Source organism: Moritella sp. JT01 (genome assembly GCF_001574435.1).
Lineage (GTDB): Bacteria > Pseudomonadota > Gammaproteobacteria > Enterobacterales > Moritellaceae > Moritella.
Genome location: NZ_LOCN01000019.1, coordinates 285,559 through 311,100 on the forward strand (window position 1 = coordinate 285,559; position 25,542 = coordinate 311,100).

Sequence of the window (25,542 nt, forward strand, 5' to 3'; positions counted from 1 at the left end):
AATAGTCGATGAAGCATATACCCAAGTTGTTGTTAGGTGTTGAGCACAATACCATGCAATAATTTGGGTATATTTATATAAAGTCTTTAACCGCAGGGATAATCTGTGAGCATCGTTAATAAGCCAGTAGACAGCCATGAGCAAACCGATAGGCTTGATAAGCTGACAAGTATTGATTCACTGAACTGTGATAATCACTATGCGACGTTGCCCGCGCATTTTTATAACAAGCAAATGCCAGATGGGATCAGCGACCCGAAAATGGTCAGTCTAAACCCGCAAGTATTAGCCTTGTTAGGGTTCGATACTGCTGTTGCTGATAGTGATGCGTTATTGCAGCTATGTTCTGGTAACTATCTACCAAGCGGTTTCGAACCCCTGGCTATGAAGTATACCGGTCATCAGTTTGGTCACTACAACCCGGATCTCGGTGACGGTCGTGGTTTGCTGTTAGCGCAAGTTAAAGGTAATGATACTAGTGGCGATAGTTGCAATAACACGACTTGGGATCTGCATTTAAAAGGTGCAGGCCGAACGCCTTATAGCCGTCAAGGTGATGGTCGCGCAGTATTACGTTCAAGTATTCGCGAGTATTTATGCAGTGCGGCAATGCAAGGGTTAGGTATTCCAACAACACAAGCATTAAGTGTGGTTGTTGGTAGTGATACGGTGATGCGAGAGCAAGTTGAACAAGCCGCCATGGTGGTGCGTGTTGCAGAATCGCATGTGCGTTTTGGTCACTTTGAACATTTTTATTATACCCAGCGTTTAGACGATTTAAAGCTGATGTTGGATTACACTCTAACCAAGCATTTCCCTGATGCCTTAAACGAAGAAGTACCTTACTTGGCGTTTTATAAGCAAGTGATGACCACTACTGCGGAGTTAATGGCACATTGGCAAGCGGTTGGTTTTGTTCATGGGGTGATGAATACCGATAACATGTCGATCTTAGGGCAAACCTTTGATTATGGCCCGTTTGCGTTTCAGGATAACTTCGATCCCGCTTATGTTTGTAATCACACCGATTATTCGGGTCGCTATGCCTTTAATCAGCAACCACAAGTGGGTTATTGGAATTTAATGGCGTTAGGCCGAGCCCTGACTCCGTTCGTTGATATCGATCCGTTAAATGCAGTGCTACAAACTTATGATGATATATTTTTAGCGAAATTTCGTGAGTTGATGCGTGGTAAACTCGGTTTACAACAAGTGCATGATACGGATGGTGAGTTGATTAAACACTTGTTGGAAATATTGGCCGGTAGCGCAGTGGACTATACCTATTTTTTCCGTCTATTAAGTGATTTTAATAGCGCTGAGGATGCTGATAATAGCCTAATACGCGATCAGTTTATTGACCGAGAGGCATTTGATGTTTGGGCGGTTAAATATCAGCAACGTTTAGTCTTAGAATCGAGCGTAGATGAACTGCGTAAAGTGAGCATGAACCAAGTTAACCCTAAGTATATTTTACGTAATTACTTAGCGCAGCAAGCGATCACGCAAGCAACTGACTACGACTACAGCTTGGTGAATGAGTTACTTGAAGTATTATCGAATCCGTTTGCCGAACACCCTGAGTTTGAAAAGCTCGCTGCATTACCTCCTGAGTGGGGACGCAAGATGGTGTTGAGCTGTTCGTCTTAGTCGCAAGCTAGTCAATTTAGGGAATAACTATTCCCTATTTTTTAACGTATTATATTTTCAGGTTTAATAACCACAAGGATTCAATGATGAATTTAGATAAAGCAAAAAAGCGTATCGAAAAATTAGTTAAGAAAGGTTTTAAAGGTTATCCGTTAGTCGCGTTAGCGTACTTTGGTGAAACGAAGGATGCTGCAACCGAAGTTGTTGTGACGTTCACGTTAGAAGAGGGCGCGGAACCACAAGCACAAAAGTTTGTGAGCAAAAGTGATGCCCGAGAAGATGAAACGATTCAATCTGTGCTTGTTAAAACAATCGAACGTACTAATGCGAGCACAGTGACTCAAGTTGAAGGTGTGTCGCTCATTAAATAAAGGATTATAACGGGATGAACTCATCTCTAGGATAGGGATATCAAATTAATGAGACATAAGAATAAAGGCTTTACCCTTATCGAGTTGGTTATCGTGATCATTATACTCGGCGTGCTTGCCGCGGTCGCAATCCCTCGATTTATCAATATCCAGCAAGGCGCTCGAATAGCTGCGATTAAGGGTATTGCTGGTAACTTTAGCTTTGTTGTTGAGCAAGTTCGTTATGCCGCGATCATGCAAGGTGTCGAGGACCGATCCAGCGTCAAAGTGACTATCGGTGATGTCGAAATAAATACCTACTTTGGTAAGCCACAAGAGATCTGGGATAATGCGTTAGCAGAGTTAATGAACAGTAATCTGCATTACCTGGGTAATGGTTATTATCAACCGACGGTTTTAGATGAGGTGTGTTCGCAAGCGCCAGCATGTGTTGTTGATCAAACGCCTGCTAGTAGTATCACTGCCGGTTACCCCCAAGGCTGGGGTATGCTGTTTGTACCAAATGGTAAATCAGTGAGGGACCAATGTTATGCATTTTATGCATTCAGGGTGAGTAATGGGATTGTCGTATACAATGAAGTATCTACAATTGAAGACGGGTGTTAGTTTTATACTAACTAATAGTCATTTAATTCAAAATTAATCCCATTCTCTAGTGAACTAGAACGTGCCAATGACAGGATACCAATGTATTTTCTGCTCGTATTGCAGCGTAATGTCTGAATATTCGTTCAAACAAGATTCTAATTTCAACCTCCATACCCACTAATTTAGATTTTCAACTCTACTTATGTAAAAAACTTCTTATTTACAGTGTAATTAATTTACTTTGACTTACAGTGTTAATGTCTGCTTTGTCGATATTTAATGGGGTATAGTCCTGATTTAGGTTCATTTTTTGTTTTTTTATTTCAGTGATGTGTGATGTTGATCATGAAATTAAATTAAAAATGTGATTGATGTCAAAAATAAAATGATAACCCTTTAGTGATACTTTAACCTTGTTATTTTTATGGTTATTGTTTGATGACTTTATTTACTCGCCTTACTGTAATGACAGCGTATGTTATCGCGCCGTTGGTGTCAGTTATAGGCGAATAATAAGTATTTGTCATAACTTCAACTTCTATGGAGTAACAGAATAATGTCAGAAAAAAGAAAGCAAGATATAACAGAAGCTATGGACAGGCTGTTTACTATTAATGTTGATGGAACACAGATTTCGGCAATTGAAGGAGAAAGTGTACTCAGTACATTATTGGCATCTAGCGTTCGCCAGTTGATGAAAAACGATTACGGTGTTAAATCTGGACCTTATTGCGGTATGGGGGTATGCCATTGCTGCCATCTACATATCGATGGCAAGCATAAACAGCGAGCATGCCAGACTATTGTAAAACCAGATATGCAAATCGAGACTGGGCGCAATATGGTACAGGAACAAGGTGGGAAACATGGCTAAGAAGATTGTGATTGTGGGTGCTGGTCCGGCGGGTATGTCTGCTGCGATAGAATTAGCTCGAAATGGTATTTATAGTACTGTTATTGATGAAGCGCCTAAAGCGGGAGGCGTTATCTATCGTGGGCCATGGCGTAATACACCAGATATGCCGCATCTCGATGAGAAGCTAAAAGCTTCAATGGATAAGTTTCAGCAGGAATATCAAAGTTATTCATCTTTTATTAATCTTCAAACCCAAACTCGAGTCCTTGGGCCATTAGGAAATAATAACCTTCTAATTACACATGACCACCAACTTACCAATATTGAATATGATCACCTCATTCTGGCAACAGGCTGTCAGGAGCGCAGTATACCTTTTAAGGGTTGGCAGCTTCCGGGAGTGATGTTACTCGGTGCGATACAATTACAGCTAAAAAGTGGTTTGGTCAGGCCGGGAAATAAAGTTGTGATAGCGGGTAGTGGACCACTTTTAGTACTGGTAGCTTGTCAGTTGCACAAAGCGGGTTGTCAAGTTGAAGCCATATATGAAGCCGCAAAATTCAGTGCTATTGCCAAAGAAACGCTAGCGATGCTCAACCGCCCGCAACAGGTGCTCGATGGCTTATCTATGATGTGGTATCTCAAGCAACAAAAGATTCCTCTCCACTATGGTTGGGGGCTGGTGAAAGCTGAGGGGGATAATCAGTTAAATGAAGTTATGGTGGCACCTTATGATGGGTCGTGGTTACCGGATAAATCAAAAGCGGTGACTCACACTGTAGATACTCTTGGTGTAGGTTATGGTTTTGCTGCGCGTTCACAATTAGCACAACTTTTGGAACTTGATGTGGAATATGATCACATGAGTGGCGCTATTCCAAAAGTTGATAAGTGGCAGCGAAGTAGTGTGGGTGGAGTCTTATGTGCGGGAGATAGCGTAAAGATCGCTGGAGCTGATGCCGCTATAACCGAAGGAAAGATTGCCGCGAAAGCTATCGCTTGTGAGCTAGGAAAATTAGATCATGCAACTGCGGAGCAATGTATTATTGCTTTTCATCGTACTCTTTCTCGTTTGTACCGATTCCGAAAGGCTTTCGATAATACAAGTCATCGTCAATTGGGGTTAGTGTCACTGCCTGATGATGAAACGGTTATTTGCCGTTGTGAACAAGTGAAGAAAAAATCCATAGATGAAGCAATTGCACAGGGATGCCGGGATATTGTAACGTTAAAGATGCGCACACGCGTCACGATGGGAGACTGTCAGGGAAAAACCTGTGCTCATTATTGTTATGACCGAATGAAGAAAGAAGGGTTTAGTCAAGAGATCGGTTTAATACGCCCAAGATTTCCGTTAGATCCGATTCCATTCTCAGCGCTTATGGAGAACGAAGTATGAATACATATGATGTAGTAATTTGTGGCGGTGGTGTTATTGGAGCTTCAGTTGCCTACTTTCTTAGTCGCCAACGGGATTTAAAAATCGCACTGGTTGATTATAAGTATCCGGGTAATGCATCTCGAGCTTCTGCTGGAGGCTTGTGGCCTATGGGCGAATCAACAGGACTAGGTTGTGGCGTAATTCTATTTAAAACACTGTCTAAGCAGATGGAGAAATCTGCAACAGGTAAAACGCCTGAAATGAACCCACACATCATGCCTGAACCATTCTTTGATATGGCAATGATGTCTAATGCAATGTATCCGTCTCTCTATAAAGAGTTACTTGAAAAGCATAATGTGGATTTCAAATTGGAACGGACTGGTCTTAAGTTTGTCATGTTTGATCAATATGACCGTTTGTATGCAGAGCAGATTGCAGCAGCAGTACCGAACCGGCAGGAGCATGTTCGCTGGGTCACTCAGGAAGAATTACGTGCCGAGGAACCACAGATTTCTCCTGAAGCCATCGGTGCAATGGAATTCGATTGTGACCATCAGATTAACCCCTATCGTCTTAACGAAGCGTATTTAGAAGCTGCGCGGCAAAATGGTGTTGAGTTATATCTGAATACTAAGGTGACTGGTGTTGAGCGAAATGGAAACCAAGTAACGGCTGTAAAAACTGAGCAAGGTACATTAAATTGCAAGTTAATGGTTAACGCGGCAGGCGCGTGGGCCGAAACAATCAGTAAATGGGCGACAGGATATGCACTCCCTGTATTTCCAGTAAAAGGACAGGTGGTGATTACGGAGAAATTGCCTAAGTTATTAAATGGCTGTCTGACCACGAGTGATTGCTATATTGCACAGAAGGATAATGGTGAGATCCTGATAGGCTCGACAACTGAAGAATCTGGTTTTGATACCAGTAATAATATTCAGCACATCAGAGAATTAGCACAAGGTGCTTTAAAATCAATTCCTGCTCTAAAGGATATGAATATTAAACGTTGCTGGGCTGGACTGCGTCCAGGGACGCCTGATGAATTACCTATTCTTGGGCCTGTTCCAGGCGTTGAAGGTTATCTGAATGCCTGTGGTCATTTTCGCACTGGTATGTTGACGTCTGCGATCACAGGGAAGATTTTGGATGAACTTGTTCGGGGTCAACCAACCAGTGTCGATATCAAGCCATTCTCCTATGAACGGTTCCTGAATCTTGAGGGTAAGATGATTGGCGCATATCATTTAGAAACGGCTTTATAAAAATAGTTTATTCGGGGGGGGGGNNGGGGGGGGGGGGGGCTGTTGACAATTAAAGATGAGGATTTGCTTATATCCTAGTATTTTGTTTATGGCTATCTCGTTAAGCATAAAAACTAAAAAGGGGAGAAACATATGTGGTTTCTCCCCTTTCGGTTTATTTTGTTCTACTAACAGGTATTTTATTAAAAATGGATACCATTCTCTAGCGAACTTATACGGGCCAATGACAAGGTGTCAATGCCTTTTTCTGCGAGCATTGCTGCGCCACTTTGGAACGATTTTTCGAATAATATACCAACACCGACTAATTTAGCTGTGGTTTGCTCAAGAATAGCCAGCGTCCCTTCAACCGCATTACCGTGTGCCAATACATCATCAATAAATAATACGCGGTCATTGTCATTAATGTGTTCAACATTGCAGTTCAATTCGTATGAGGTATTTTTAGTAAAGCTGAATACGTTAGCCGTTAGTACATTCTCTGGGTCTAACATGCTACGCTTTTTCTTCATGACCACTAATGGCACATTGAGTTTTAAGGCCACCAATGTAGAGATCGCAATACCACCGCTCTCAATCGTTAAAATACGGTCGATCTTGGCATCTTGAAAGTGGATAGCTAATTGTGATGCACACCAGTCTAAAATCTGAATATCGATTTGCTTTGTTAAAAAGCTACTAGCGTCTAGGGCTACGTTGTTAACTGATTTTCCGTGCTCTAAAATCGCTTTTTCTAATAAATTCATGTGTCAGTCCCTAAATTATGAAATTGCTAAATAAACAACAAATAGTAGTGCGAGTGAGTAAATAATCGGGTGAACTTTTTTGCCGTCACCTTGTACTAACATGACGAAACAGTAACTGATGAAACCCATTGCCATACCGTTTGCAGGCGAGAAGGTTAACAAGCTAAATACCATAATAAAGAATACAGGAATTGCTGACTCTTTCTTATCCCAGTTAACGTTTGCCAAATTCTTAATCATATAAATACCGATAACAACCAGTGCTGGCGCCACAATCGCCGAGGTAAAGATTGAGAATACAGGGAATAAGAACATAGATATCAAGAACATCACAGCCACCGTGATCGCACTGATACCTGTCTTAGCCCCCAATGATGACGCGACTGCAGATTCTGAATAAGCGGTAATTGACGTTGTCCCTAGTATAGTACCAATGATCGTACCGCCTGAATCAGCCACTAATGCCGATTTCGCGTTTGGTACTTTACCATCTTTACCGATAATACCCGCATCACGGCCGACACCCACAATCGTGCTTAAACCATCGAAGAAATCGACAATAAAGAAGATAATAACTAAGAAAATTAAATCAGTCAGTTTTGGCATTGTCAGTTGTGACAAATCAAATATAGCACCAAATGTGGGCGCTAAACTTGGCGGCATAGAAAATACTTCAGTTGGTAAAGTAATTAAGTTACTACCTAGGAAGTGATCGCTTAATAAACTTAAAATGATAGATGAGATGAACGAAATAACAGTCGCGAGTTTCATATCACGGACTAAACAGCCAATCGCAATAAAGATACTGAACAGGGCGATAAACACTTTGGGATCGCTAACATCGCCCATACTGACCAAGGTAAACGGGTTACTTACAATGATATCGGCGTTACGTAAACCAAGAAAAGAAACAAATAAGCCCAGACCAACGGCAATACCGAGTTTTAAATCTTCAGGAATCGCATCAATCATCACCTTACGAGCGGGTGTTAAGCTTAAAATTAAATAGAGACAACCAGAAAGGAAAATAGCAAAGAGTGCTTCATGCCAAAGTAACGAGATACCGCCACCGAGTAAGATAGCTTTAAAGAAGCCGTTCATCGACATACCTGGCGCTAACATAATTGGATATTTAGAAAACGCACCCATAATAAATGTTGCGATAGCTGAAGAGAGTGCTGTTGCGGTAAATACCGAGCCTTTGTCTATCCCTTCGATGCTTCCTAAGATTGCCGGATTCACTGCTAAGATATAACTCATCGCTAAAAAGGTAATTAAACCCGCGTAGATTTCATTTTTTACAGTTGCGCCACGCGCAGACAGGAGGAAGTACTTGTCCATTAAACACCCATTACTATTTAGTTGGTTGATTTAAAATGACAATATTCCGAAGTATAAACTTGGGTAGGGGAACTATACCAGAAAAAAGGTACAATTATCCTGCTTCATTGTAGGTCTGAAATTTACGGTTTCAGAGTAGAGACTTAAGGCCCATATTGCCAAAATTATACAACGTCACATTGCTTGCGGGGCATCTTAAAGATGTTGACGCGGTTGTCAATTTTTTTGTGCGATGCGATGATTCAAAACAGGCAGGTATCTAGGATATAAACAGCCAGTATTGTTAGGGCGGACTGCTACTTATAGGGCTTTGAAAGGATTTAGGTGTATAACTGGATAATATTAAATATTTTTCATTTAACTGACTTTTTGGTCAATATCTAAACAAGTCGATAATATGCTTTATATGTTCATATTTGACTAAATATTGGTGAACTTGTTGCTGATTTGCACTTTATTATATCCTAAAACGAAAAATGGTGAGCCTAGGCTCACCATTTTATCAACTTTAAAAGAACTACTTTAACGTCAAAAAGAGTTACTTTTTAAGTTCAGCAATTGCTTTAGTTAATTCGTCAACTTTAGCATTTAGCGTGTCAACTTTAGTGCTATCAACACCAGAGATTTTAGTGAACACTTGGTTTACGCGATTTTCTAAAACGTCTGTAGAGATTTTCTTATCAGATAATTTTGCTTTTGCTGATTCTTCAATCTTAGCGCCTTTAGCAACAAGCTCTTCGAATAATGTTGAAGATTTGTCTGAAACTCTGTTCGCTTCATCAATGCTTTTACCGTATGCACCAAGACCTGCTAGCCAAATATTTTTAGCGATTTCGTCTTTGCTGCTCCAAAGTTTTTTAGCTGTATCAACTACGTTTAATTGTGTCATGGTACTTATCCTTTCAGGGTGCGTTTCTATTTGATGTGGCCAGAATATGGTTTTAAATTAGAAAATGCATACAAATTGTGGATTTACTTTTATAGAAAAATAAAGATTAATTTAGAATGGTTTTTCAGTCTAACTATGCTTCACTTATTTGGTCGCAATCTTATTTTAGTATGAGTAATTCAAACATGTATCTGTGTGATTATATGTAGGATTAGTGAAAGGGTGATGGGAACGATTTTTTATTCATATAATACTTATCAAGGCTCATAATTTTTGTTTATACATATTGTAAGTTATTAATTGAACAGCTATCTTATTATTAATGACCAGTTACATTGTTATAACGAAAATTTAATTATATTCAATTCTGCTTTTTGAGGATGGTGACTATAATTCGGCGACTTAAATTTAATTGAGAGGCTAACAGTGGAATTTCAACAATTAATAAAAGATGGTTTGGCGCTTGTGTCACGTGTAAGACAAGAGATTAGTTTTATCCGTGGATGTAATTATAAGCAAGCAAGTTTAGACATCTTACACACAGCTTCTTTTAATTTGGCTTCTGCTGAAGATTTACTGAATTATGCCGATGAACTTGCCTTAAAACAGAATGATGCAGCAGGCGAAAAAGTATTGATTGCCAGTGATGCGATTAAAAACGTACAGTCAATGTTATCCCGTAAATTTGATGTAGAACTCGACTGCGAAAGCCAACCTTGGTTTGATGATGTAAGCCGTCATATTGGTATTTGTGCTTAACGAAAGATTGTCACATTCAAGTTAAAGTATGCGATAACCGTATCGATAAAAGCCAGTTACATTTTGTTTCTGGCTTTTTTTTATGCGTCATTCATGTTAATGGTCTAGTCACTTAATTTGTGACGTTCGGTTAAACCAAAGTCATCTAAGATGCCATAAAAAGCCGGTAGAATTAAGATTACTAACATGGTTGATGCTAACAAACCAAAAATCAATGCCACAACCAGTGGGATAATCACCTGAGCTTGGATACTTTGTTCAAGTAATATCGGCATTAAGCCCGCTGCCGTTGTCGCTGTGGTAATTAAGATCGCACGAATACGGTGAGTTGTTGCATGTATTGCTGCTTGCCTAATGTTATTACTCTTGATTAAATCTTCTTTGATAAACTGCACTAACAAAATGGAGTTATTCACTACGATCCCGGCCAGTGACGTAAAGCCCAGCATTGACGGCATAGTCAGATCATAATTCAGCATGTAATGACCCCAGAATACCCCAATAAGTGCCAGTGGGATCGCAAGCATAACAATGAGAGGTTCAACATAACTGCGGAACTGGAAGCTTAAGATCGCAAAGACCACGAACAGACCGATTGAGAAACTTTTTACCATTGAAGTGCCAGTTTCAGCGGTGGATTCAACTTCCCCCCCTAAACGCACTTCAATACCAGGGTATTTCTGTGTCAGGCTAGGGACGAAATCTTTCTGCATCTGCGTCATCAGTTCTACGGTATTGGCTTTTTCTTTATCAATGTCACCTTTTAACGACATCGTCCGGATATTATTAATACGGTTTAACTGACTGACACCACGGCCCCATTCTACTTTCACAATACTGGCAAGGGGTATTTGGCTACCATCAGCAAGGGTAAAAGGGAAATCTTCATAGTAAGCCAGATTAGAGCGGTAACGCTCGGCCAGCCTTACGTCTAATTCGACATTTTCACTGCCGATTTGTAATTCATCGACGGTGACACCAAAAAATGCCGCGCGCAGTTGCATTGCAATATCCTGTCCTGTGACACCAAACGTTTCAGCGCCAGGCAGCAGTGACATTCTCAGTTCGGGTTTACCATCACGAAGATTGCTAATAATGTTACTCACACCATTAAATTGTGACAGGTATTGTGCCAATTCATTACCTGCATCTTTCAACGTTTGAATACTAGGATGGCTGAGTTCAATATCAATCGCACGCCCCGCTGGTCCGATTGTAGGCTCGCGGACAATCAGGTTTGTCACACCGGGAATCACACCAATCTGTTGTTGCAGTGCAGCTAAATAATCGGCCATACGTGTCGAGCGTTTTTCTGATGTGAGCAGGTCAACAAAGATCGTGGCGACATGTTCACCTGTTTCCCCTGCGTCAGCGTTCGCGCCACTTTGTACCGTGATATATTTAAGCAATGATTCCTTATCGGGTTGTTCACCAAAGTTGGCACTGGTAGCCTTAATATCATGAGTAATTCGGGCAACAACGTCATCTGTTTTATGAAGGGGGGTGCCAGGCGGCATCAATACTGTTATCTGTACCCAATCACCTTCCACTTCGGGAAAGGCTGAGAAGCGTAGGATACCACTGGATGCCAGCGATATTGTACCGATGAACAAAGCTATGATGCCTGCCGTGACCATATAACGACGGTCCACAACAGCACCAATCACTTTAGGTAAAATAGTAAACTGGAAGTATTCAAACTTCTTATTAAAACGTCCTTTGAAACTGCTTTCTGCAACGCTGCCATCGACATCTTTAATGGATGTATAAAGGTGATGCGGTAAGATCAAAAATGCTTCAACCAAGGATACACTTAAGGTAATCACTAAGGTTATCGGGATCACTTTAAGTACTGCGCCCATGTCCCCTTCAAGAAATGCCAGCGAGCCAAAAATTGCCACTGTGGTTAAGAACGATGAAAATACACCATTTTTAACCCGGTCAACCCCCCTGACGATCCCCGCAAGTTTATTTTCGGTTTTACTGAGTTCATGAGCGATACTTTCGGATAATACAATGGCATCATCCATTAACAGGCCGATAGCTACTAGCAGCGCCACCATCGACATCAGGTTTAAGCTAATGCCCACTAATGACAGTACATACATACTGGCAAGGAAAGAGACTGGTAAGCCCATTGCAACCCAAATGGCGTAGCGCCAAGGGAAGAATAACCACATCACCAAGAATACTAAAATGAACCCCTGCCAACCGTTTGATAACAGCAGTTCCAGACGATCTTTCGCGATCGAGGCAATGTTTTTTGTGAGCGAGAATTTAATACTATCCGGTGTTTTCAGTTTTTCGCTTACAATAAATTGTTGCACTTCTTCAAGTACATCCAGTGAGTCATCGGCTTTCGACTTTTTGATATCGAGCATGGTACCTTCTTTACCATTGACCGATATTTTCGATTCGTCTAGTTCAAAGCGTCGGGTTATTGTGGCGATGTCTTTTAACTGTATTTTACTGCCATCTTCATTACTAAAAACAATGATCTCACCCAGCTCGCGTGAGGTATAACGCTGTGCATCGAAACGTAATAGGATTGTGCTGCTGGGGGTATTCAAGTTACCACTGGGCATTTTCACATTTTGTTTGGCGATCTGATTTGCCACGTCCTGGACTGATACATTGAGTTGACGTAGGGCGATTAAATCAAGTTCGACGCGCAGTTGTGGATCAGAGAAACCATTGATCTCAACTTGGGCAATACCTTTTAAGCGTTTTAGACGGCGTTTAACATCTTCGGCATACAGTTTGAGTGCTTGTTTATCCATGTCACTGTAAATAACCAGACTGACCACACTGTCATATGTCAGGAGTTCTTTTACAATAGTCGTTTCCACTTCATCAGGGAATTGGTCAATGGCATCGACCACGGTTTTAATATCCGAAATAAAGGTAGTACCATTACCGTCATGGGTCATTTTAGCTGTGGTGACCGCAACACCTTCGCTGGCACTGCAGGTGAGTTTTTTAAGGTTGTTGATCCCATCGAGGGCATCTTCCATTGGTAAACAAATGGCTTGTTCGACATCTTCTGGACTCGCACCTGGGTAGGGCACGGTAATTTGTGCGATGGTCACGGAGAAGTCTGGAAAGGTTTCCCGCTTCATATCAGAAATAGTGATCGCACCGAGTGCTAAAAACATCGCCATAATTAAGTTGGCAGCAGTCGGATGTCTGGTAAAGAACAGGATCATTATTCTTTATCCTCTGCCCACACTGTCGGCGCTAGTTTTAGGCCATTGGCAACAGGGATAATGTCAGATAACACCACTTGTTGACCGACTTTAAGGCCATCTGCTTTAATGGCGGCGACTTGATCGCGAATAAACAGCACATTAACGGTTTGTAATTGCAGTCTATTATCTTCATCTACCAGGTATAAACGATTATTATGCAGGGCTGCTAATGGTACGGTTAATTGCGGTTGAACTTGGCCATTTACGGTCACTTCAACAAACATACCCGAGATAATCGGACTGTCATTGGGATCATTACGTTTAATGAATTCAAGGAAATCAAAGTCAACTTCAACGACTAAGCCTGCAGTGCCTAAGCGCGAATCAATTTCACCCAGGATTCGGGTTACCTTACCTTGCCAATGGGTTTCTGATGATGAATTACGTAATGTAATACGTGCCGTTAAATTCGCGATAGCGATATCAGGGACAGCGTTAAGATTATCTAATACATCTCGGTCTTGTTTTAAGCTGTGTATGAGGCGGCTGAGCTGGCTGGTGGGCATTTTCGCTTCGACTTCTAATGTCGACACATCATGGGCCAAGATCAGACTCGTGCCAGCAGACACAAACTGTCGCAGTTCGGCACTAACATCAATAATACGACCGTTAAATGGCATGGTAATGATGGTATTTTCTAAATCAAGTAGTGCTTGATCGATTTGGCTTTGCGCTTGGGCTATTTGTGCTTGTAGTGCTTTTTTACGGGCTGGAAGTTGATTTACTTGTGCTTTTAAATCATTTAATTGTAGCTGGGTATTGTATACGATACGTTCTTGCTGCTCTAAACTTGACGCCGAGATAGTACCTTTTTTGTTTAGTTTGATATTACGTTGGTATTCTTTTTTTTCCAGCGCAAGGGTTTTGCTCTCGACTTGGTATGAACGCGTTAAGCGCTGCTCTTCAATATCGAGATTTTCAACTTCAGCGTTAATATTGTCTAAGTTCGCGTGTGCAGTTGTTAGATTTAATTTATACGATACCGGGTCTAGGCGCAGTAGTTCCACACCTTCATTGATGAACGTACCACCTTGTAATCGTTCGTTTTTGTAAATGACTTTACCGTTGACTTCGGAGATACCTTGCCACTTGTTTTTCGCGATGACATGACCATAACCTTTTACTGCGGGAGCAATGCTCTGAACTTGGACCTGAGTAGTATAAACACTGTGTGTAGGTTCGATCGCTTCTAATACAACGTCTTTTTCCATGATGAAGTTATTAATGGCCATGATACCTAGCCCAGCAGCAATGCCGAACGGTAGCCACAGTAGCTTAGACTTCTGCATTGCATTGATCCGTTGTAATTGAATTGATTAACATATTATAGTTCTGTTGGGCGAGATTGTGATAAAACTGCATGTCTAAATCAGTGGGTGTTAATTGTTGTAATAAAGGTTTAAATGCACACGCATTAAGGCTATCGCATCTTCAACCTTTTTATCTAAGGTGGCGTAAACGTGGCTGTGCTTATCAGAGCAGACGCGGTTTGAAAGAAAACCCATGCAGAAATTTTACGGATTGCGACTAATGGTAGCTCGTCTTCTTATCATTGTGTACGACCCAAGAGTGACCGTTATTCAGTATTTCGACGTATTGAAACCAAGCACATTCTACGGAAGCCTCCCTTAAATGCTCTGGTAATTCATCTGGGGTACCATCATAACCATCAGATTTTACCTAAGATAATGTAATGTATTGCCAATGGATAAACCATGTTTTTAGCTCTAAACCTGTCTAATTGAAACGGCAGTTAGTTAGCCTTCATTCTAGTCGAAAATTTTATCTAGTTACTAATCTTACAAAATATTGATTACCAATCAATGAATATGTAACGCCATAAATACGTACGTAATATTCGTCAGTTCATACAAAGTTAAAATGTTAACCTCATGATTGTAAAGAATAAATGTTTATTTTAAGAACAGCGATTGTAAAGAAAATTGAATTACAGTCAATTTCTGTAAAGTAAGGTAATTGTTATTTTACAAAAGGATAGAGTGAGGTTCGCCTTATTTACTTTAAATCTTTATTTTTTATTAGCTTATCTTCCATTAATCCTAAATTTGTGGATTATTAACGACCGAACCTAATATGAGTGCCTCTTGATATGTTTTTTTTAAAGACTAAGCTGCGAAATCGAAATAACAACTCAAAAATAAATTAGGAAAACTAATGAATATAAGTAAAAATACTATAGTAGCTTCATTGCTATCTTCGCTTCTGATGGGGTGTGGCGGAGGTGGAAGTAACAGTAACAGTGGACATAGCTCTACAGGCTCTGATCGTGTTCTTCAGTATAACTTTGACAATATAGTTTCAGAATTTTTAGGCGCAGATATAGATTATAAGTTGACAACGGGGACACCTGAATCCACTCAAGATACGGAGAGAGCGTATAGCAAGGACAGAGGTCGAGTTGAATCTTTTAGTATAACTCCAGCCATGCTAGCTAGTAATACATGTCCTCAACAACCAGAACCGCTGGATCTAGAAAAGAGGTCTCGCTTTAATATATCTCCTGTTGGTAGTGATGGTAAACGTCGTGTCGTTAACTTTACGAACTTCCCAAAAGTGTATGAACCTAATTTTACAGATAAATGTTATTATAGAGATTACAATCTTAGTGGACGTTATATCATTGGAAGTTCAAACGAAAAATTAACCGATCTAAGTGATAACGAAGATATAGTAAACCCTACGGATTTTATATCTTTAGCGGATATGAACAGATTACTATCTGTTACTGAGACTGTCCCGGATCAATCACTTTCTGAGTACATGAACAAAACAATAAATAAGTCTGATCATGAATTTATTGTCAACACGGATAATGGTGCTGTAAGAGTATTTGATACTGAGCTTGATCAATATGTTAATCTTGACGGTACAAAAAATATAAAATGGCAATTTTATGGTAACGACTATCTAATTTCATCATTCTCAGGTGGTTATGTATATGTCTATGACATTAAAAATAAACAGCTTATCGGGAATGCATCCTTTAAAGTAGTCGAAAATTTCAAGGCTACAATAAAAGATTTAGGGGATGATGAGATCGTAACTAGTTATGGTATCTTTCCTAATCCTAATGAAGGTAATGTTGCAGGATTACCTTTTAAATTTGTCTACAATGTAGTTGACGACAAGGATTATGTATATGTGCTTAAGCAGGGGATTTGGGAAGAAGCCAGTGACGCTGAAGCTGGTGGGCTTCCAACTCTGACAGATTTGTTTAAAGATTTAAAAGACGATGTAGAACAATTTGATTATGATTTAACTAGTGATAACTTTTATGCAACATATGGCGTGGGTGCTGGTGGATTTACAGTTAAGACTAGTACACTAGCGAAGCTACTGAAAGCAGGAACTGTAGTGGATACGAAAGATCTTAAGGTTATTACTGGTTTTCCAGATACGCAATCCGGTATACAAATGGTCAACGGTAATGTGGTTATGACATCTAAAAAAGACTGGAGCCAGAACACATTTTACATGATTAAGGATTATAATAGATATCGTCTTGGACTTAACGCTGAGAATATGAAGAGTATTCAAGCTTCATCTCACAATTAAAGAGTATTCAAGTTCTTGGGTTTCCATCAGCATCACATCAACTCTTTTAATGAGTTCAGATGTGATCTCATCAAATTCATAATGATTTGCACATCTATTTTTAATTAAAGATGAAAAGTAAGTAACTGTGTTTCCTACAGTCTAGGAAACACAGTTAATCTTTAAAAGAATATTCTGTCGTTTAATCACCTATCCAATGGCAAGTTTAGTTTCTGCGTAGCGCAGTTTTTTTGTTCTTGGGCTCGCGAGAAAGTAAGCGAGCGTTAATGGCCCCAAGCGTCCCATAAACATCATAAAAATGATAATAAACTCACCCGATTCAGAAAGACTGCCTGTTAAACCTCGGGATAAGCCGACCGTACCCAGAGCGGAAACCGCTTCAAACACAATATCAATCATGGGTGCTTTCTCACTGAGTAACAGTGCAAAAATGGCTAGCCAAGTGATCCCGATTGATATCATCGTCAACGCCAGCGCTTTACTCACCGTGTCTTTGGCTATTTCACGTTTAAATACGTAGATCGATTCATCACGACGCAAATAACTATAGGTAGCGAGAATCAGTAACATAAAAGTGACGACTTTAATCCCGCTAGCGGTACTTGACGAGCCTCCACCAATGAACATTAATACTAACATTAGGGCAGTGGTTGCATCTTCAAGTTGGTCAATTGCTAAGGTATTAAAGCCCGCTGTACGAGGGCTGACAGCCTGAAACCAAGATGCTAACCATTTTCCCAGTTCGCTGAGTGGCGCTAACGTATTTGGGTTATTGTATTCAATCAGGTAGATGGCAATAACGGCGACTGCATTGATGAATATTGTTCCTGTAATCATCATCCGGCTATAAACGGTCAAGCGCGACCAGCGTCGGTTACGGCGTAGATCAGTCCAGACTGAAAATCCAAGACCGCCGATAATGAGTAGCCCTGTAATTGTCAGGTTAACAACAGGATCTGCGACATAAGGCATTAAGCTATCCGCACTCAAGGCAAAACCGGCATTGTTAAATGCGCTGATGGTATAGAAAAACCCATGGAATAAACTGGTTTTCCAACCCAATTCACCACTCCAGTATACCGAGAGAATCACCATACCAATCAGTTCTACGAATAATGAAAAGGCCAATACCGACTTGGCTGTCGATGCCAATGTTGAGGTGTCGGTCTGGTTAAAGGCTTCTCTTGCTACTGTGCGTTGCAAAAAACTGATTTTGCCACCGAGCGCAATCAGTGTGACAATTGCGAACGTCATTAATCCCAGGCCACCGCATTGGATCAGTAGTGCAATAATGGTTTGACCAAATGGCGTGAATGCCGTTCCCGTATCGACCACAACGAGACCTGTGACGGTTATCGCTGATGTTGCAGTAAAAAAACTTTGCAACCAAGAAATAGGCACTAGCGTTGCCATCGGTAATTTCAGTAAGCAGGTTCCAAGTAGAATTAAAAGTGCAAAACTGCCACTCAAGATGAGCGGTGGTGCGCCAAGTAATTTATTGCCGGCTTTGGGTTTACGCTCAATGGGTGAGATTGAAGGATGCCACAATACCACGTTACACCAACCTTGGAGCTATGTACTTAAGTTCCGTACGTGTGCCACACAACAATAACGTGTCATTCACATGTAATACAAAATCATCATTAATGTGAGTGAAAACTTCCTTTTCTCGATTAACTAAAACCGCACTCACCTGATTCCGAGTATGACCAATCACTTCAGAGATTAGCTTATTATGCAGCGTTGGTTTTATGCGAATTTCCACCACATAAAATCCATGGCCTATGGATAGATAATTATTCACCATAGGGTAATTAAGGGCTTGAGCGACACGAACCCCCATTTCTTCTTCTGGGTGAATTATCCGTGATACCCCTAGTTTGGACACTATCGTATGGTGGGCCTTCGTACTCGCTTTAACCCAGATGCCTTTTACGCCAAGATTCTTTAATGCTAGTGTGCAAAGCAGGCTGGACTCCATGTCTTCCCCTATTGCAACCAGCACTGCTTCACTGTTTGCGAGGTCTAATTCGCTTAGCACACTTTCGTCGGTAGCATCACAGATAACCGCCTGAGTCAGTTCTTCTACGTACTTTTCAATAAGTTTAGGATCTTTGTCTATCCCTGTAACTGTGTGACCAAGATGAATTAACTCCAAGCTGGCAGAGACACCAAACCGCCCCAAACCGATAACTGTAAAATGAGCCATAATGACTGCCTTTCCTATTTTAAAAAAGTGATAATAAGCACCCGCAAGCGCCGCTAAGTATCGTCATGTTCAGTAAATGAAATGAAACGAAAGATGTTTTAGGATTAATGATGTCTAGCATTATCTGAAATTAAGCGATATCCCAGCCCTGACTCTGTCTTTATTAGTTGTTGCCGATCGGCACTGTCGCTCAATTTCTTACGTAGCTGACTCACTAAAATGCGTAGATAATGAGTATCACAGCGATGCGTGTGTCCCCAAATATCCTCCAGTAAATCCGCTTGTTTTACTAGTTTTCCTGGCTGGTTCATTAGCTTTTCAACGAAAGAAAACTCCTTTTTTGTTAAGGCGATTTCTTTACTATCCAGCCATACTTGATTGGTACTTTTTTGTAATTGAAGTCGGTTACTGACGAGTATGTCTGAGCAAGGCGCGTTATCGACCAAATCACGAACAAGTACTTTAATGCGCACAATCAGTTCTTTAATGCCGAATGGCTTGCTCAAATAATCATTCGCTCCAGCTTCTAATAGACGTACTTTTTCTGCTTCCTGATCTCTCGCTGTTAGAATAAGTACGGGCGTCTTAACGGTTTGACGAATAGTACGCAAAAATTGAATGCCATCCCCATCAGGCAGTCCCAGATCAAGCACAACAATATGCGGTTGTTCTCGACGGAAAATGTCCAGAGCTGACTTAATCGATGTCGCCCCAATATAGTCGAAACCTTCCGCAGCCAATGAGATACGAATAAAAGTATGAATTTGTGGTTCATCATCGACCACCAATACTTTATAAGTCATTATTTGATCTCCTTAGTGATGGGTAAACGTATACGAATCAGACAGCCATGCGTAACCGGTATCGCTTCAACATTACCGTTATGAGCGGTCAAAATACCCTTCGCGACGGATAAACCAAGCCCGGTGCCACTATCATTATTTTTGTGCGGACTATCGCTATAAAACAAGTCAAAAATATGTGCAGCTTGCTCAAGCGTTATTCCGTCGCCTTCATCCTGAATGTCTAAAATGACCTCATTATCTGCTTGGTAGGCGCTGATATTGACCATGTCGTCTGAAGGGGTGTAACGAAGCGCATTGTCTAAAACATTAAAAATAGCCTGTTCAATCAAGGAACTGCTTATCTGTAACGTCGGTAATGGCGTTGCAGCGATGAGCTTGATGCGTTGCCGTGATTCTGGAAAACGATCGATAGTTTGGTTAACAACGTTTAAAATGGAATCGTCACTTTTATTGAATTTGAGTGCACCATGCTGCAACTTGGTTGCCTGAAGTAGGTTTTCTATGTATTGATGCAGCCGATGGCTTTCTACTGTTGCGCTGTCTAACAACTCTATTTTTTCGCTTTCACTAAGCTTTGCCATGTATTCTTTTAGGGTCGTTAGTGTGCCTATGATCGTCGCTAATGGCGTGCGTAAATCATGTGAAACCGAGAGTAGGATACTGTTTCTAAGCTGAGCTTGTTTTAACTCATTTTTTTGACGTTGATAATGCTCCGCCAATTGACTCGCAGTCAGTGCAACAATGACAAATACCAGAAGATTCACGATATCGTCCATATGAAACATCTGTAATGAATAACGCGGAGTCGTAAATAAGAAATTGAAACTCACGGCTTCGAAGATAGCTGCAAAATAAGCAAACTTCGCGTTACACCGTAAGGCTACGACCACCACGGCTAACTGCAAAATAAGTAATATCGCAATCGTTGCACCGAACAGCAGATCAATGATAACGCTACTTAATAGCGCACTAATTAATATAACGAACGTGAAAAACACGAGGTTAGAACGCCAATACTTGTGCATCATACAAACAAGCCATAAAGAATGATTTGTAAATACTGTAGCAAATTAGTGTCAGTTGTTCGCGTAAAGAAAGCGTAAAATTAGTGATTATTTATGATGTAAATCTAATAGTTCAATACGTGGTGAGGTTGTTATTTGATAATTAATTATCGCAAAACGATAATTAATTATTGAAATGCACTTATTTTTGCCTTAGTATCCAGTTATCTACTCAACAGGATTACTCATTATGTCCAAGATTCAAAAGCAAAGCCGTCGTGCACGCATATTTTTTCAAAGTCTTTTTGTTTTCACCCCAATAGCGGTATGTTATTACTGGCTAACGGTTGAAACATCATATGATTTTCTTACATCGTTAGGGGCCATTCAAATCACTCATAACATTGATAGTTACACACAGTTACCGCTAACGTTAACAACGCGAATATTAGCCATGATCGCCAGCTTATTTTTATGCAGCATCATTATGTATGCGCTTAAGGTACTGATTAATTTATTCCGCAGCTACGAACGGAATGATATTTTCACACTTGATAATGTGATGAGCTATCAAAAACTAGGCTACAGCTTATTCTATTGGGTTGGTGCTTCTGTCGTTTACGGCACATTAATGTCGCTTATCTTGTCATTTAATAATCCCCCTGGTGAACGTATAGTTTCAGTTGGATTTTTAGGGGTGGATTTTTTAACATTGGTGCTTGGTTTTATTATCTTGATTATCTCATGGGTGATGAAAGAAGGTTATATTCTTGCAGCTGAAAACAGCCACACAATTTAAGGAGCCGAGATGACTATTTGTATTAATTTAGATGTAATGATGGCGAAGCGAAAAATGCGCTTAAAAAGCTTGGCTGAAGCTGTTGGTATCACAGAAGCAAACTTGTCGATTTTAAAAAACGGTAAAGCGAAAGCGGTCCGGTTATCAACACTCGACAAGCTTTGTGAAGTACTAGAGTGCCAGCCAGGTGACATTCTTGAGTTTGAAGTTAACAAAAGTGATAACGCCAGTTCAGACACGGCTTAAACTGGAGGGATAGATGACAGTTTTAAAAATGAAAACTAAATTATGGCTTGGATTTTATCTATTTATCATAGGTATTATCGCTGTCGGCATTCATATTCAAATGACTAAAGCAGGAGTAAGTTACCCTCAATGGGAACCGCCTGAGTGGGGGCCTCTGGCGTTGTTCGTATTGCAAAATATTGGAATACTATGGTTGAGCAAACGAGTTAAAGAGTGGAGAATATCGCCAAGTTTTATCAAGCAGTGGTCTGTGGTTTTTATTACAATGGCAGCTTTGCAAGAATTGTTTATACGTTTACCACTAACAGCCGGTTATACCGTTGATCAGCAATATCTGTTTTTATGGGTTTACAGCTATTTACCTGAATTGTTAATTACGTTAATGATAACTGGGGGGATTGTTGTTATTAGTAGAGGGTCAGCACTAAACGGTAAGGTGATTAGTATTTTGTTAGTTATTATTTTTAGTGTACTGGCTTTTTTCTTTGCTCTGCCGACACTAAAAGAAATAATTCAGCCACTGATGCCATATTTGACGTCCCCTGATTCAGCAGGTGTTTTAGAGGTGCCTTATCCATGGCAGGTAGACGTGATTGCTTCTGTTACTTTTATTGAACCTGTGATGGCATCATTTTTTATCTGTTATTTGATTTATTTGAACCGTTATTCAGGATTCAATAAATTGATTTTACAGACTATCATCGCGTTAATGGTACTAACGCAGAGTGGTGCAAAATTTGTATTGTACCTCTACTACTCAAGTATTGAGTCTTATATTGATCGGATCTTGAGTATTAGCCAGTTTACCTTGGAGTGGGTATTTATCGGTGTGGCTGTGAGCTCCGCTATTGTGTATTTGACACGTAAACAACGTTCTGGCACAAAATACCCTGTATCGTAGTATCGTAGTATCGTTGGTTTGTGGGTAAACATACCCACAAACCAAGCGTTATCTCACCGTATATACCTCATCATTTTCAACATGACGTTAAATCATCGGAAGAATTGAAGACACCAGTAGTCCTGCCATACCGTAGTTAAAAATCCTCACCTTTGTTGGTGCTTGCAAGCTAGTCTGCAATTGCTTTCCGGCGATGGCCCAAAGGCTGACGGAAGGGACATTGATAAGACCAAAGATCAGAGACACGAGCATGATATCTTTTAGTTCAGCGGATGCTGCATAAACGCTGATTGCAGTTAGCGCCATTGTCCAAGCCTTCGGGTTTACCCACTGAAAACTGGCAGCAGACAGAAACGTCATGGGCCTGTAATCAGATGCCTCGTTCGTCATAGGCTTGCTTTTGGCGATCTTGAACGCTAAATAAAGCAGGTAAAGCATACTCGCAATACGTAAACCTTGCTGAATAACAGGGTAAGCGGTGAACAAACCCATCAAACCAAAGCCAACTAAAACAACCATCAAACTGAAGCCAAGAATAATGCCCAGCATGTGAGGGATAGTACGCATAAAGCCAACATTTGCCCCAGAGGTCATTAGCATAATGTTGTTTGGTCCTGGTGATACGGTTGAAACAAGTGCGAAAGTTATTAGTGGTATAAGCTGTTGATATTCCATATTTATCCATATTTTAGTTTTGATTTGTAGTTGTATTTTAAGCAAATACGGGGTAAATTTTGTGCCTATATTTGCGCTGATTGAAGAAAATACACAAGGAATCGTTGTTATGGATAGGTTTGACACAAGAATATTGCGTGAGCTTAAATTGAACGGTAGATTATCGAATGTAGAGCTTGCAGAAAGGATCGGATTATCGGCTTCTGCGACATTACGCCGTGTGCAAGAACTGGAACGTAGTGACGTTATTCAAGGCTATCGGGCCGTGCTAAATTCAAAAAAATTGGGTATTGGCTTTATCGCTTATGTCACTATTGGGTTGTCGAGCCACAGTCAAAAATCTCAATGCGGTTTTGAAGAGCAGATCATGGATGTGGAGCAGGTGACTGAGTGCCACAATGTTACTGGTGCCAATGAGTATCTGCTGCGAGTCGAGACTGCTGATCTGACCGCTTACAAACGCTTTCATTCTGATGTATTAGGCGAGATCCCACAGGTAAATTCAATTACTACGCTGGTGGTGATGGAAACAGCTAAGGACGCGCGGACGTAGTGCTTGGGTTGACTGCCGAAAAATTGATACTGTCTATTGCTAAGGTATTGAGGCGTAAATGATAAACTTAGTGAAACTGCGTCTTTACTTTAAAGTTAAACAAAGTGTATTATAGCCCTGCTTTATTATATGTTTTCGTATAATTATACATTTCAAGTTCAAGGTACAGAGATGACACCGCCATAACCTTCAGACTACCTCCTCTATGCAATTTTTATGACTTTTTCTGTCTAAAATCAGGTTCTTGCACATCGTAAGATTAGTATAAATTGAACTTTATCAGCACGAGTAAGTATATCTATCGAAGATAATACTGCTAATTGTTGATGCTCTCTATTTTCCTGAAATACTTTAGGCTGATCAATCAGCTCTCGCGTCTGCGTGACAAATAGCATTATTTAAAGCAGGAGTCCTTCAATATGGCAGTATTGCCATCGCTATTTATCGTTTAAAAGTACACTACATTGAGTGTGGATACCTTCGTGGATTTTGTCTTCTTGGAGGTCATTGACTGTGCCTGAAATAGCATGATTTCCTCGATGTAATGGACTTACCAAAACGAAATATCCGTGCATCATCGCGTGTTTTCACGTGCCTTGATCAGGATTATTTTAGGAATTTTAATGTCAGGTAATCACCACTACTATTCAGCACAGCGTTCCCAAGAAAACCGAGATTACAGTGTTAATAAAGCCAATTCTATTGCGCTTGTTGTCGAGGGGGGCGGTCAAAAAGGTATTTTTACTGCAGGGGTGCTAGATGCTTTTCTTAAAGAAAAATTTAATCCATTTTCATTATTAATTGGTACCTCGGCAGGCGCATTAAATCTTGCCTCCTATATTTGTGGTCAATATAGGCACGCCTATCGTGTGATTACAGAAGCCACAATGCATAAAAACTTCTTTAACATGCGTTCTTTTTTATTCGAGAGTAAAGGTATGGATCTTGATTGGTTGATTGAACAAACAAAAACAAAGATACCACTTGATTGGAATCGTGGTGATGAAAATATGAAAAACCGTGTAGTGTTAGTGACGGCTACTCAAGCTGATAATAATCAAGTGGATTATTTTGATTTATTTGGGGCCGGTTGGGAGCTGGCATTAAAAGCGAGTTGTTCTATTCCGGGCATTTATAATACGCCTGCTACACTCGATAAATATCATTGGTTAGATGGTGGTGTGCAGGCGCCAATACCTTTAGAAGAGGTACATCGGCAAGGCTATAAACATATTGTCGTGATTAGAACTGCACCGCCAGAGGTCAAATATGAACATAAATTTTTAGCTAAATTAACACCGTACATTAAAAATTTAAAAACCAAAGAAATAATGAATAAGTTAATCGATCATGAAGAATCGTATCTCAAAGCTCAGATGTTTTTAGAGAGTCCCCCAGAAGATGTTTCCATATACGAATTGCATCCAACTCGGTTATTAAAATCAAAATTGATTGGTAGCAAAAAGACATCGCTTGATTATGATTATCAACAAGGGTTTGATTGTGGTCGACAATTTTTAGAATCTTATCAAGGGATTGATATGTATCGATGATGTGGTACACGAAGTCGATGCGGAATAATGGGATTTACGCCTAGCGTTAAATTTATTTAATATGAACGGACGTAGCGTTTAACTCTAATCCCATGTCAGGCTTCTTGCTTTATAATATACTTT

23 protein-coding genes and 1 riboswitch are annotated in these 25,542 nt (G+C 40.4%); of the genes, 13 read left to right on the forward strand and 10 right to left on the reverse strand.

The genetic code is table 11. The features are described 5' to 3' along the window. Positions 1–105 precede the first annotated feature (105 nt). From AKG98_RS15710 to AKG98_RS15735, 6 genes are all read left to right on the forward strand, one after another. Positions 106–1,650 (forward strand): YdiU family protein, encoded by a 1,545-nt coding sequence (locus AKG98_RS15710; protein ID WP_198155549.1) that lies wholly within the window; start codon positions 106–108, stop codon positions 1,648–1,650. Positions 1,651–1,736: 86 nt separating this feature from the next. Beyond that, positions 1,737–2,021 carry a hypothetical protein gene (locus AKG98_RS15715; RefSeq protein ID WP_067047917.1) on the forward strand — a complete coding sequence of 95 codons (285 nt, stop codon included), beginning with the start codon at positions 1,737–1,739 and terminating at the stop codon, positions 2,019–2,021. A 48-nt stretch (positions 2,022–2,069) separates the two neighbouring features. Continuing rightward, the gene (locus AKG98_RS15720; protein WP_067047919.1) at positions 2,070–2,627 is read left to right on the forward strand and encodes a prepilin-type N-terminal cleavage/methylation domain-containing protein; all 558 of its coding nucleotides are present in this window, start codon (positions 2,070–2,072) and stop codon (positions 2,625–2,627) included. A gap of 538 nt (positions 2,628–3,165) precedes the next feature. Continuing rightward, a complete protein-coding gene (locus AKG98_RS15725; protein WP_067047921.1) occupies positions 3,166–3,483 on the forward strand; it encodes a (2Fe-2S)-binding protein in 318 nt (105 codons plus the stop codon). Continuing rightward, positions 3,476–4,864, forward strand: a complete 1,389-nt coding sequence (locus AKG98_RS15730; RefSeq protein WP_067047923.1) for an NAD(P)/FAD-dependent oxidoreductase — start codon at positions 3,476–3,478, stop codon at positions 4,862–4,864. The genes AKG98_RS15725 and AKG98_RS15730 overlap by 8 nt, the downstream gene beginning before the upstream one ends. Beyond that, positions 4,861–6,114 (forward strand): FAD-binding oxidoreductase, encoded by a 1,254-nt coding sequence (locus AKG98_RS15735; protein ID WP_067047925.1) that lies wholly within the window; start codon positions 4,861–4,863, stop codon positions 6,112–6,114. Before AKG98_RS15730 ends, AKG98_RS15735 begins: the two co-directional genes overlap by 4 nt. Before the next feature lie 182 nt (positions 6,115–6,296). Here the strand turns inward: AKG98_RS15735 and AKG98_RS15740 are convergent, their stop codons facing one another. The 3 genes from AKG98_RS15740 to AKG98_RS15750 form a co-directional block, all read right to left on the reverse strand. Continuing rightward, a complete protein-coding gene (locus AKG98_RS15740; RefSeq protein ID WP_067047928.1) occupies positions 6,297–6,860 on the reverse strand; it encodes a xanthine phosphoribosyltransferase in 564 nt (187 codons plus the stop codon). A gap of 15 nt (positions 6,861–6,875) precedes the next feature. Then, entirely contained in the window at positions 6,876–8,201 is a 1,326-nt protein-coding gene (locus tag AKG98_RS15745; protein ID WP_067047931.1) for an NCS2 family permease, read from the reverse strand. A gap of 90 nt (positions 8,202–8,291) precedes the next feature. Beyond that, a riboswitch (purine riboswitch) is annotated at positions 8,292–8,393 on the reverse strand. Between the two features lie 346 nt (positions 8,394–8,739). Next, entirely contained in the window at positions 8,740–9,090 is a 351-nt protein-coding gene (locus AKG98_RS15750) for a phasin family protein (RefSeq protein ID WP_067047933.1), read from the reverse strand. A gap of 426 nt (positions 9,091–9,516) precedes the next feature. On the opposite strand from AKG98_RS15750, the gene AKG98_RS15755 reads away from it, so the two are divergent. Further along, entirely contained in the window at positions 9,517–9,849 is a 333-nt protein-coding gene (locus AKG98_RS15755) for a hypothetical protein (RefSeq protein ID WP_067047935.1), read from the forward strand. Between the two features lie 104 nt (positions 9,850–9,953). Here AKG98_RS15755 and AKG98_RS15760 read toward each other — a convergent pair whose 3' ends face one another. Together AKG98_RS15760 and AKG98_RS15765 are read right to left on the reverse strand one after the other, a co-directional pair. Next, complete coding sequence (locus AKG98_RS15760) at positions 9,954–13,055, reverse strand: efflux RND transporter permease subunit (protein ID WP_067047938.1); 3,102 nt, start codon at positions 13,053–13,055, stop codon at positions 9,954–9,956. Next, the gene (locus AKG98_RS15765; protein WP_067047946.1) at positions 13,055–14,386 is read right to left on the reverse strand and encodes an efflux RND transporter periplasmic adaptor subunit; all 1,332 of its coding nucleotides are present in this window, start codon (positions 14,384–14,386) and stop codon (positions 13,055–13,057) included. The genes AKG98_RS15760 and AKG98_RS15765 overlap by 1 nt, the downstream gene beginning before the upstream one ends. A gap of 886 nt (positions 14,387–15,272) precedes the next feature. Between AKG98_RS15765 and AKG98_RS15770 the strand changes: the two genes are divergently transcribed. After that, a complete protein-coding gene (locus AKG98_RS15770; protein WP_067047948.1) occupies positions 15,273–16,673 on the forward strand; it encodes a hypothetical protein in 1,401 nt (466 codons plus the stop codon). A gap of 189 nt (positions 16,674–16,862) precedes the next feature. Here the strand turns inward: AKG98_RS15770 and AKG98_RS15775 are convergent, their stop codons facing one another. From AKG98_RS15775 to AKG98_RS15790, 4 genes are all read right to left on the reverse strand, one after another. Continuing rightward, the gene (locus AKG98_RS15775; RefSeq protein WP_067047950.1) at positions 16,863–18,227 is read right to left on the reverse strand and encodes a TrkH family potassium uptake protein; all 1,365 of its coding nucleotides are present in this window, start codon (positions 18,225–18,227) and stop codon (positions 16,863–16,865) included. Position 18,228: 1 nt separating this feature from the next. Continuing rightward, a complete protein-coding gene (locus AKG98_RS15780; protein WP_067047952.1) occupies positions 18,229–18,882 on the reverse strand; it encodes a TrkA family potassium uptake protein in 654 nt (217 codons plus the stop codon). Positions 18,883–18,986: 104 nt separating this feature from the next. Continuing rightward, positions 18,987–19,685, reverse strand: a complete 699-nt coding sequence (locus AKG98_RS15785; protein WP_067047954.1) for a response regulator transcription factor — start codon at positions 19,683–19,685, stop codon at positions 18,987–18,989. Continuing rightward, positions 19,685–20,713: an ATP-binding protein gene (locus AKG98_RS15790; protein ID WP_067048257.1), complete on the reverse strand. Its 1,029-nt coding sequence runs from the start codon at positions 20,711–20,713 to the stop codon at positions 19,685–19,687. The genes AKG98_RS15785 and AKG98_RS15790 overlap by 1 nt, the downstream gene beginning before the upstream one ends. Positions 20,714–20,942: 229 nt before the next feature. Here AKG98_RS15790 and AKG98_RS15795 point away from each other — a divergent pair, with 229 nt between their 5' ends. The 3 genes from AKG98_RS15795 to AKG98_RS15805 are packed head-to-tail and all read left to right on the forward strand — an operon-like array spanning position 20,943 to position 22,638. After that, entirely contained in the window at positions 20,943–21,491 is a 549-nt protein-coding gene (locus AKG98_RS15795) for a DUF2975 domain-containing protein (RefSeq protein ID WP_067047957.1), read from the forward strand. A gap of 9 nt (positions 21,492–21,500) precedes the next feature. After that, positions 21,501–21,737: a helix-turn-helix transcriptional regulator gene (locus AKG98_RS15800; RefSeq protein ID WP_067047959.1), complete on the forward strand. Its 237-nt coding sequence runs from the start codon at positions 21,501–21,503 to the stop codon at positions 21,735–21,737. Positions 21,738–21,750: 13 nt separating this feature from the next. Next, on the forward strand, positions 21,751–22,638 hold the full coding sequence (locus AKG98_RS15805) for a hypothetical protein (RefSeq protein ID WP_067047961.1): 888 nt from the start codon (positions 21,751–21,753) through the stop codon (positions 22,636–22,638). 87 nt (positions 22,639–22,725) lie between these two features. On the opposite strand, the gene AKG98_RS15810 is transcribed toward AKG98_RS15805, so the two are convergent. Then, positions 22,726–23,313 carry a LysE family translocator gene (locus AKG98_RS15810; protein WP_067047963.1) on the reverse strand — a complete coding sequence of 196 codons (588 nt, stop codon included), beginning with the start codon at positions 23,311–23,313 and terminating at the stop codon, positions 22,726–22,728. Positions 23,314–23,422: 109 nt separating this feature from the next. On the opposite strand from AKG98_RS15810, the gene AKG98_RS15815 reads away from it, so the two are divergent. Beyond that, positions 23,423–23,866: an Lrp/AsnC family transcriptional regulator gene (locus AKG98_RS15815; RefSeq protein WP_067047965.1), complete on the forward strand. Its 444-nt coding sequence runs from the start codon at positions 23,423–23,425 to the stop codon at positions 23,864–23,866. 623 nt (positions 23,867–24,489) lie between these two features. Beyond that, the gene (locus AKG98_RS15820) at positions 24,490–25,419 is read left to right on the forward strand and encodes a patatin family protein (RefSeq protein WP_067047967.1); all 930 of its coding nucleotides are present in this window, start codon (positions 24,490–24,492) and stop codon (positions 25,417–25,419) included. Positions 25,420–25,542: the final 123 nt, after the last annotated feature.

Excerpts from the sequence above, each read along its gene's own strand:
- AKG98_RS15715 (WP_067047917.1), top strand. The coding sequence starts at position 1,737 with ATGAATTTAGATAAAGCAAAAAAGCGTATCGAAAAATTAGTTAAGAAA.
- AKG98_RS15720 (WP_067047919.1), top strand. The coding sequence starts at position 2,070 with ATGAGACATAAGAATAAAGGCTTTACCCTTATCGAGTTGGTTATCGTG.
- AKG98_RS15725 (WP_067047921.1), top strand. The coding sequence starts at position 3,166 with ATGTCAGAAAAAAGAAAGCAAGATATAACAGAAGCTATGGACAGGCTG.
- AKG98_RS15730 (WP_067047923.1), top strand. The coding sequence starts at position 3,476 with ATGGCTAAGAAGATTGTGATTGTGGGTGCTGGTCCGGCGGGTATGTCT.
- AKG98_RS15735 (WP_067047925.1), top strand. The coding sequence starts at position 4,861 with ATGAATACATATGATGTAGTAATTTGTGGCGGTGGTGTTATTGGAGCT.
- AKG98_RS15740 (WP_067047928.1), bottom strand. The coding sequence starts at position 6,860 with ATGAATTTATTAGAAAAAGCGATTTTAGAGCACGGAAAATCAGTTAAC.
- AKG98_RS15745 (WP_067047931.1), bottom strand. The coding sequence starts at position 8,201 with ATGGACAAGTACTTCCTCCTGTCTGCGCGTGGCGCAACTGTAAAAAAT.
- AKG98_RS15750 (WP_067047933.1), bottom strand. The coding sequence starts at position 9,090 with ATGACACAATTAAACGTAGTTGATACAGCTAAAAAACTTTGGAGCAGC.
- AKG98_RS15760 (WP_067047938.1), bottom strand. The coding sequence starts at position 13,055 with ATGATCCTGTTCTTTACCAGACATCCGACTGCTGCCAACTTAATTATG.
- AKG98_RS15765 (WP_067047946.1), bottom strand. The coding sequence starts at position 14,386 with ATGCAGAAGTCTAAGCTACTGTGGCTACCGTTCGGCATTGCTGCTGGG.
- AKG98_RS15770 (WP_067047948.1), top strand. The coding sequence starts at position 15,273 with ATGAATATAAGTAAAAATACTATAGTAGCTTCATTGCTATCTTCGCTT.
- AKG98_RS15780 (WP_067047952.1), bottom strand. The coding sequence starts at position 18,882 with ATGGCTCATTTTACAGTTATCGGTTTGGGGCGGTTTGGTGTCTCTGCC.
- AKG98_RS15785 (WP_067047954.1), bottom strand. The coding sequence starts at position 19,685 with ATGACTTATAAAGTATTGGTGGTCGATGATGAACCACAAATTCATACT.
- AKG98_RS15790 (WP_067048257.1), bottom strand. The coding sequence starts at position 20,713 with ATGCACAAGTATTGGCGTTCTAACCTCGTGTTTTTCACGTTCGTTATA.
- AKG98_RS15795 (WP_067047957.1), top strand. The coding sequence starts at position 20,943 with ATGTCCAAGATTCAAAAGCAAAGCCGTCGTGCACGCATATTTTTTCAA.
- AKG98_RS15800 (WP_067047959.1), top strand. The coding sequence starts at position 21,501 with ATGACTATTTGTATTAATTTAGATGTAATGATGGCGAAGCGAAAAATG.
- AKG98_RS15805 (WP_067047961.1), top strand. The coding sequence starts at position 21,751 with ATGACAGTTTTAAAAATGAAAACTAAATTATGGCTTGGATTTTATCTA.
- AKG98_RS15810 (WP_067047963.1), bottom strand. The coding sequence starts at position 23,313 with ATGGAATATCAACAGCTTATACCACTAATAACTTTCGCACTTGTTTCA.
- AKG98_RS15815 (WP_067047965.1), top strand. The coding sequence starts at position 23,423 with ATGGATAGGTTTGACACAAGAATATTGCGTGAGCTTAAATTGAACGGT.
- AKG98_RS15820 (WP_067047967.1), top strand. The coding sequence starts at position 24,490 with ATGTCAGGTAATCACCACTACTATTCAGCACAGCGTTCCCAAGAAAAC.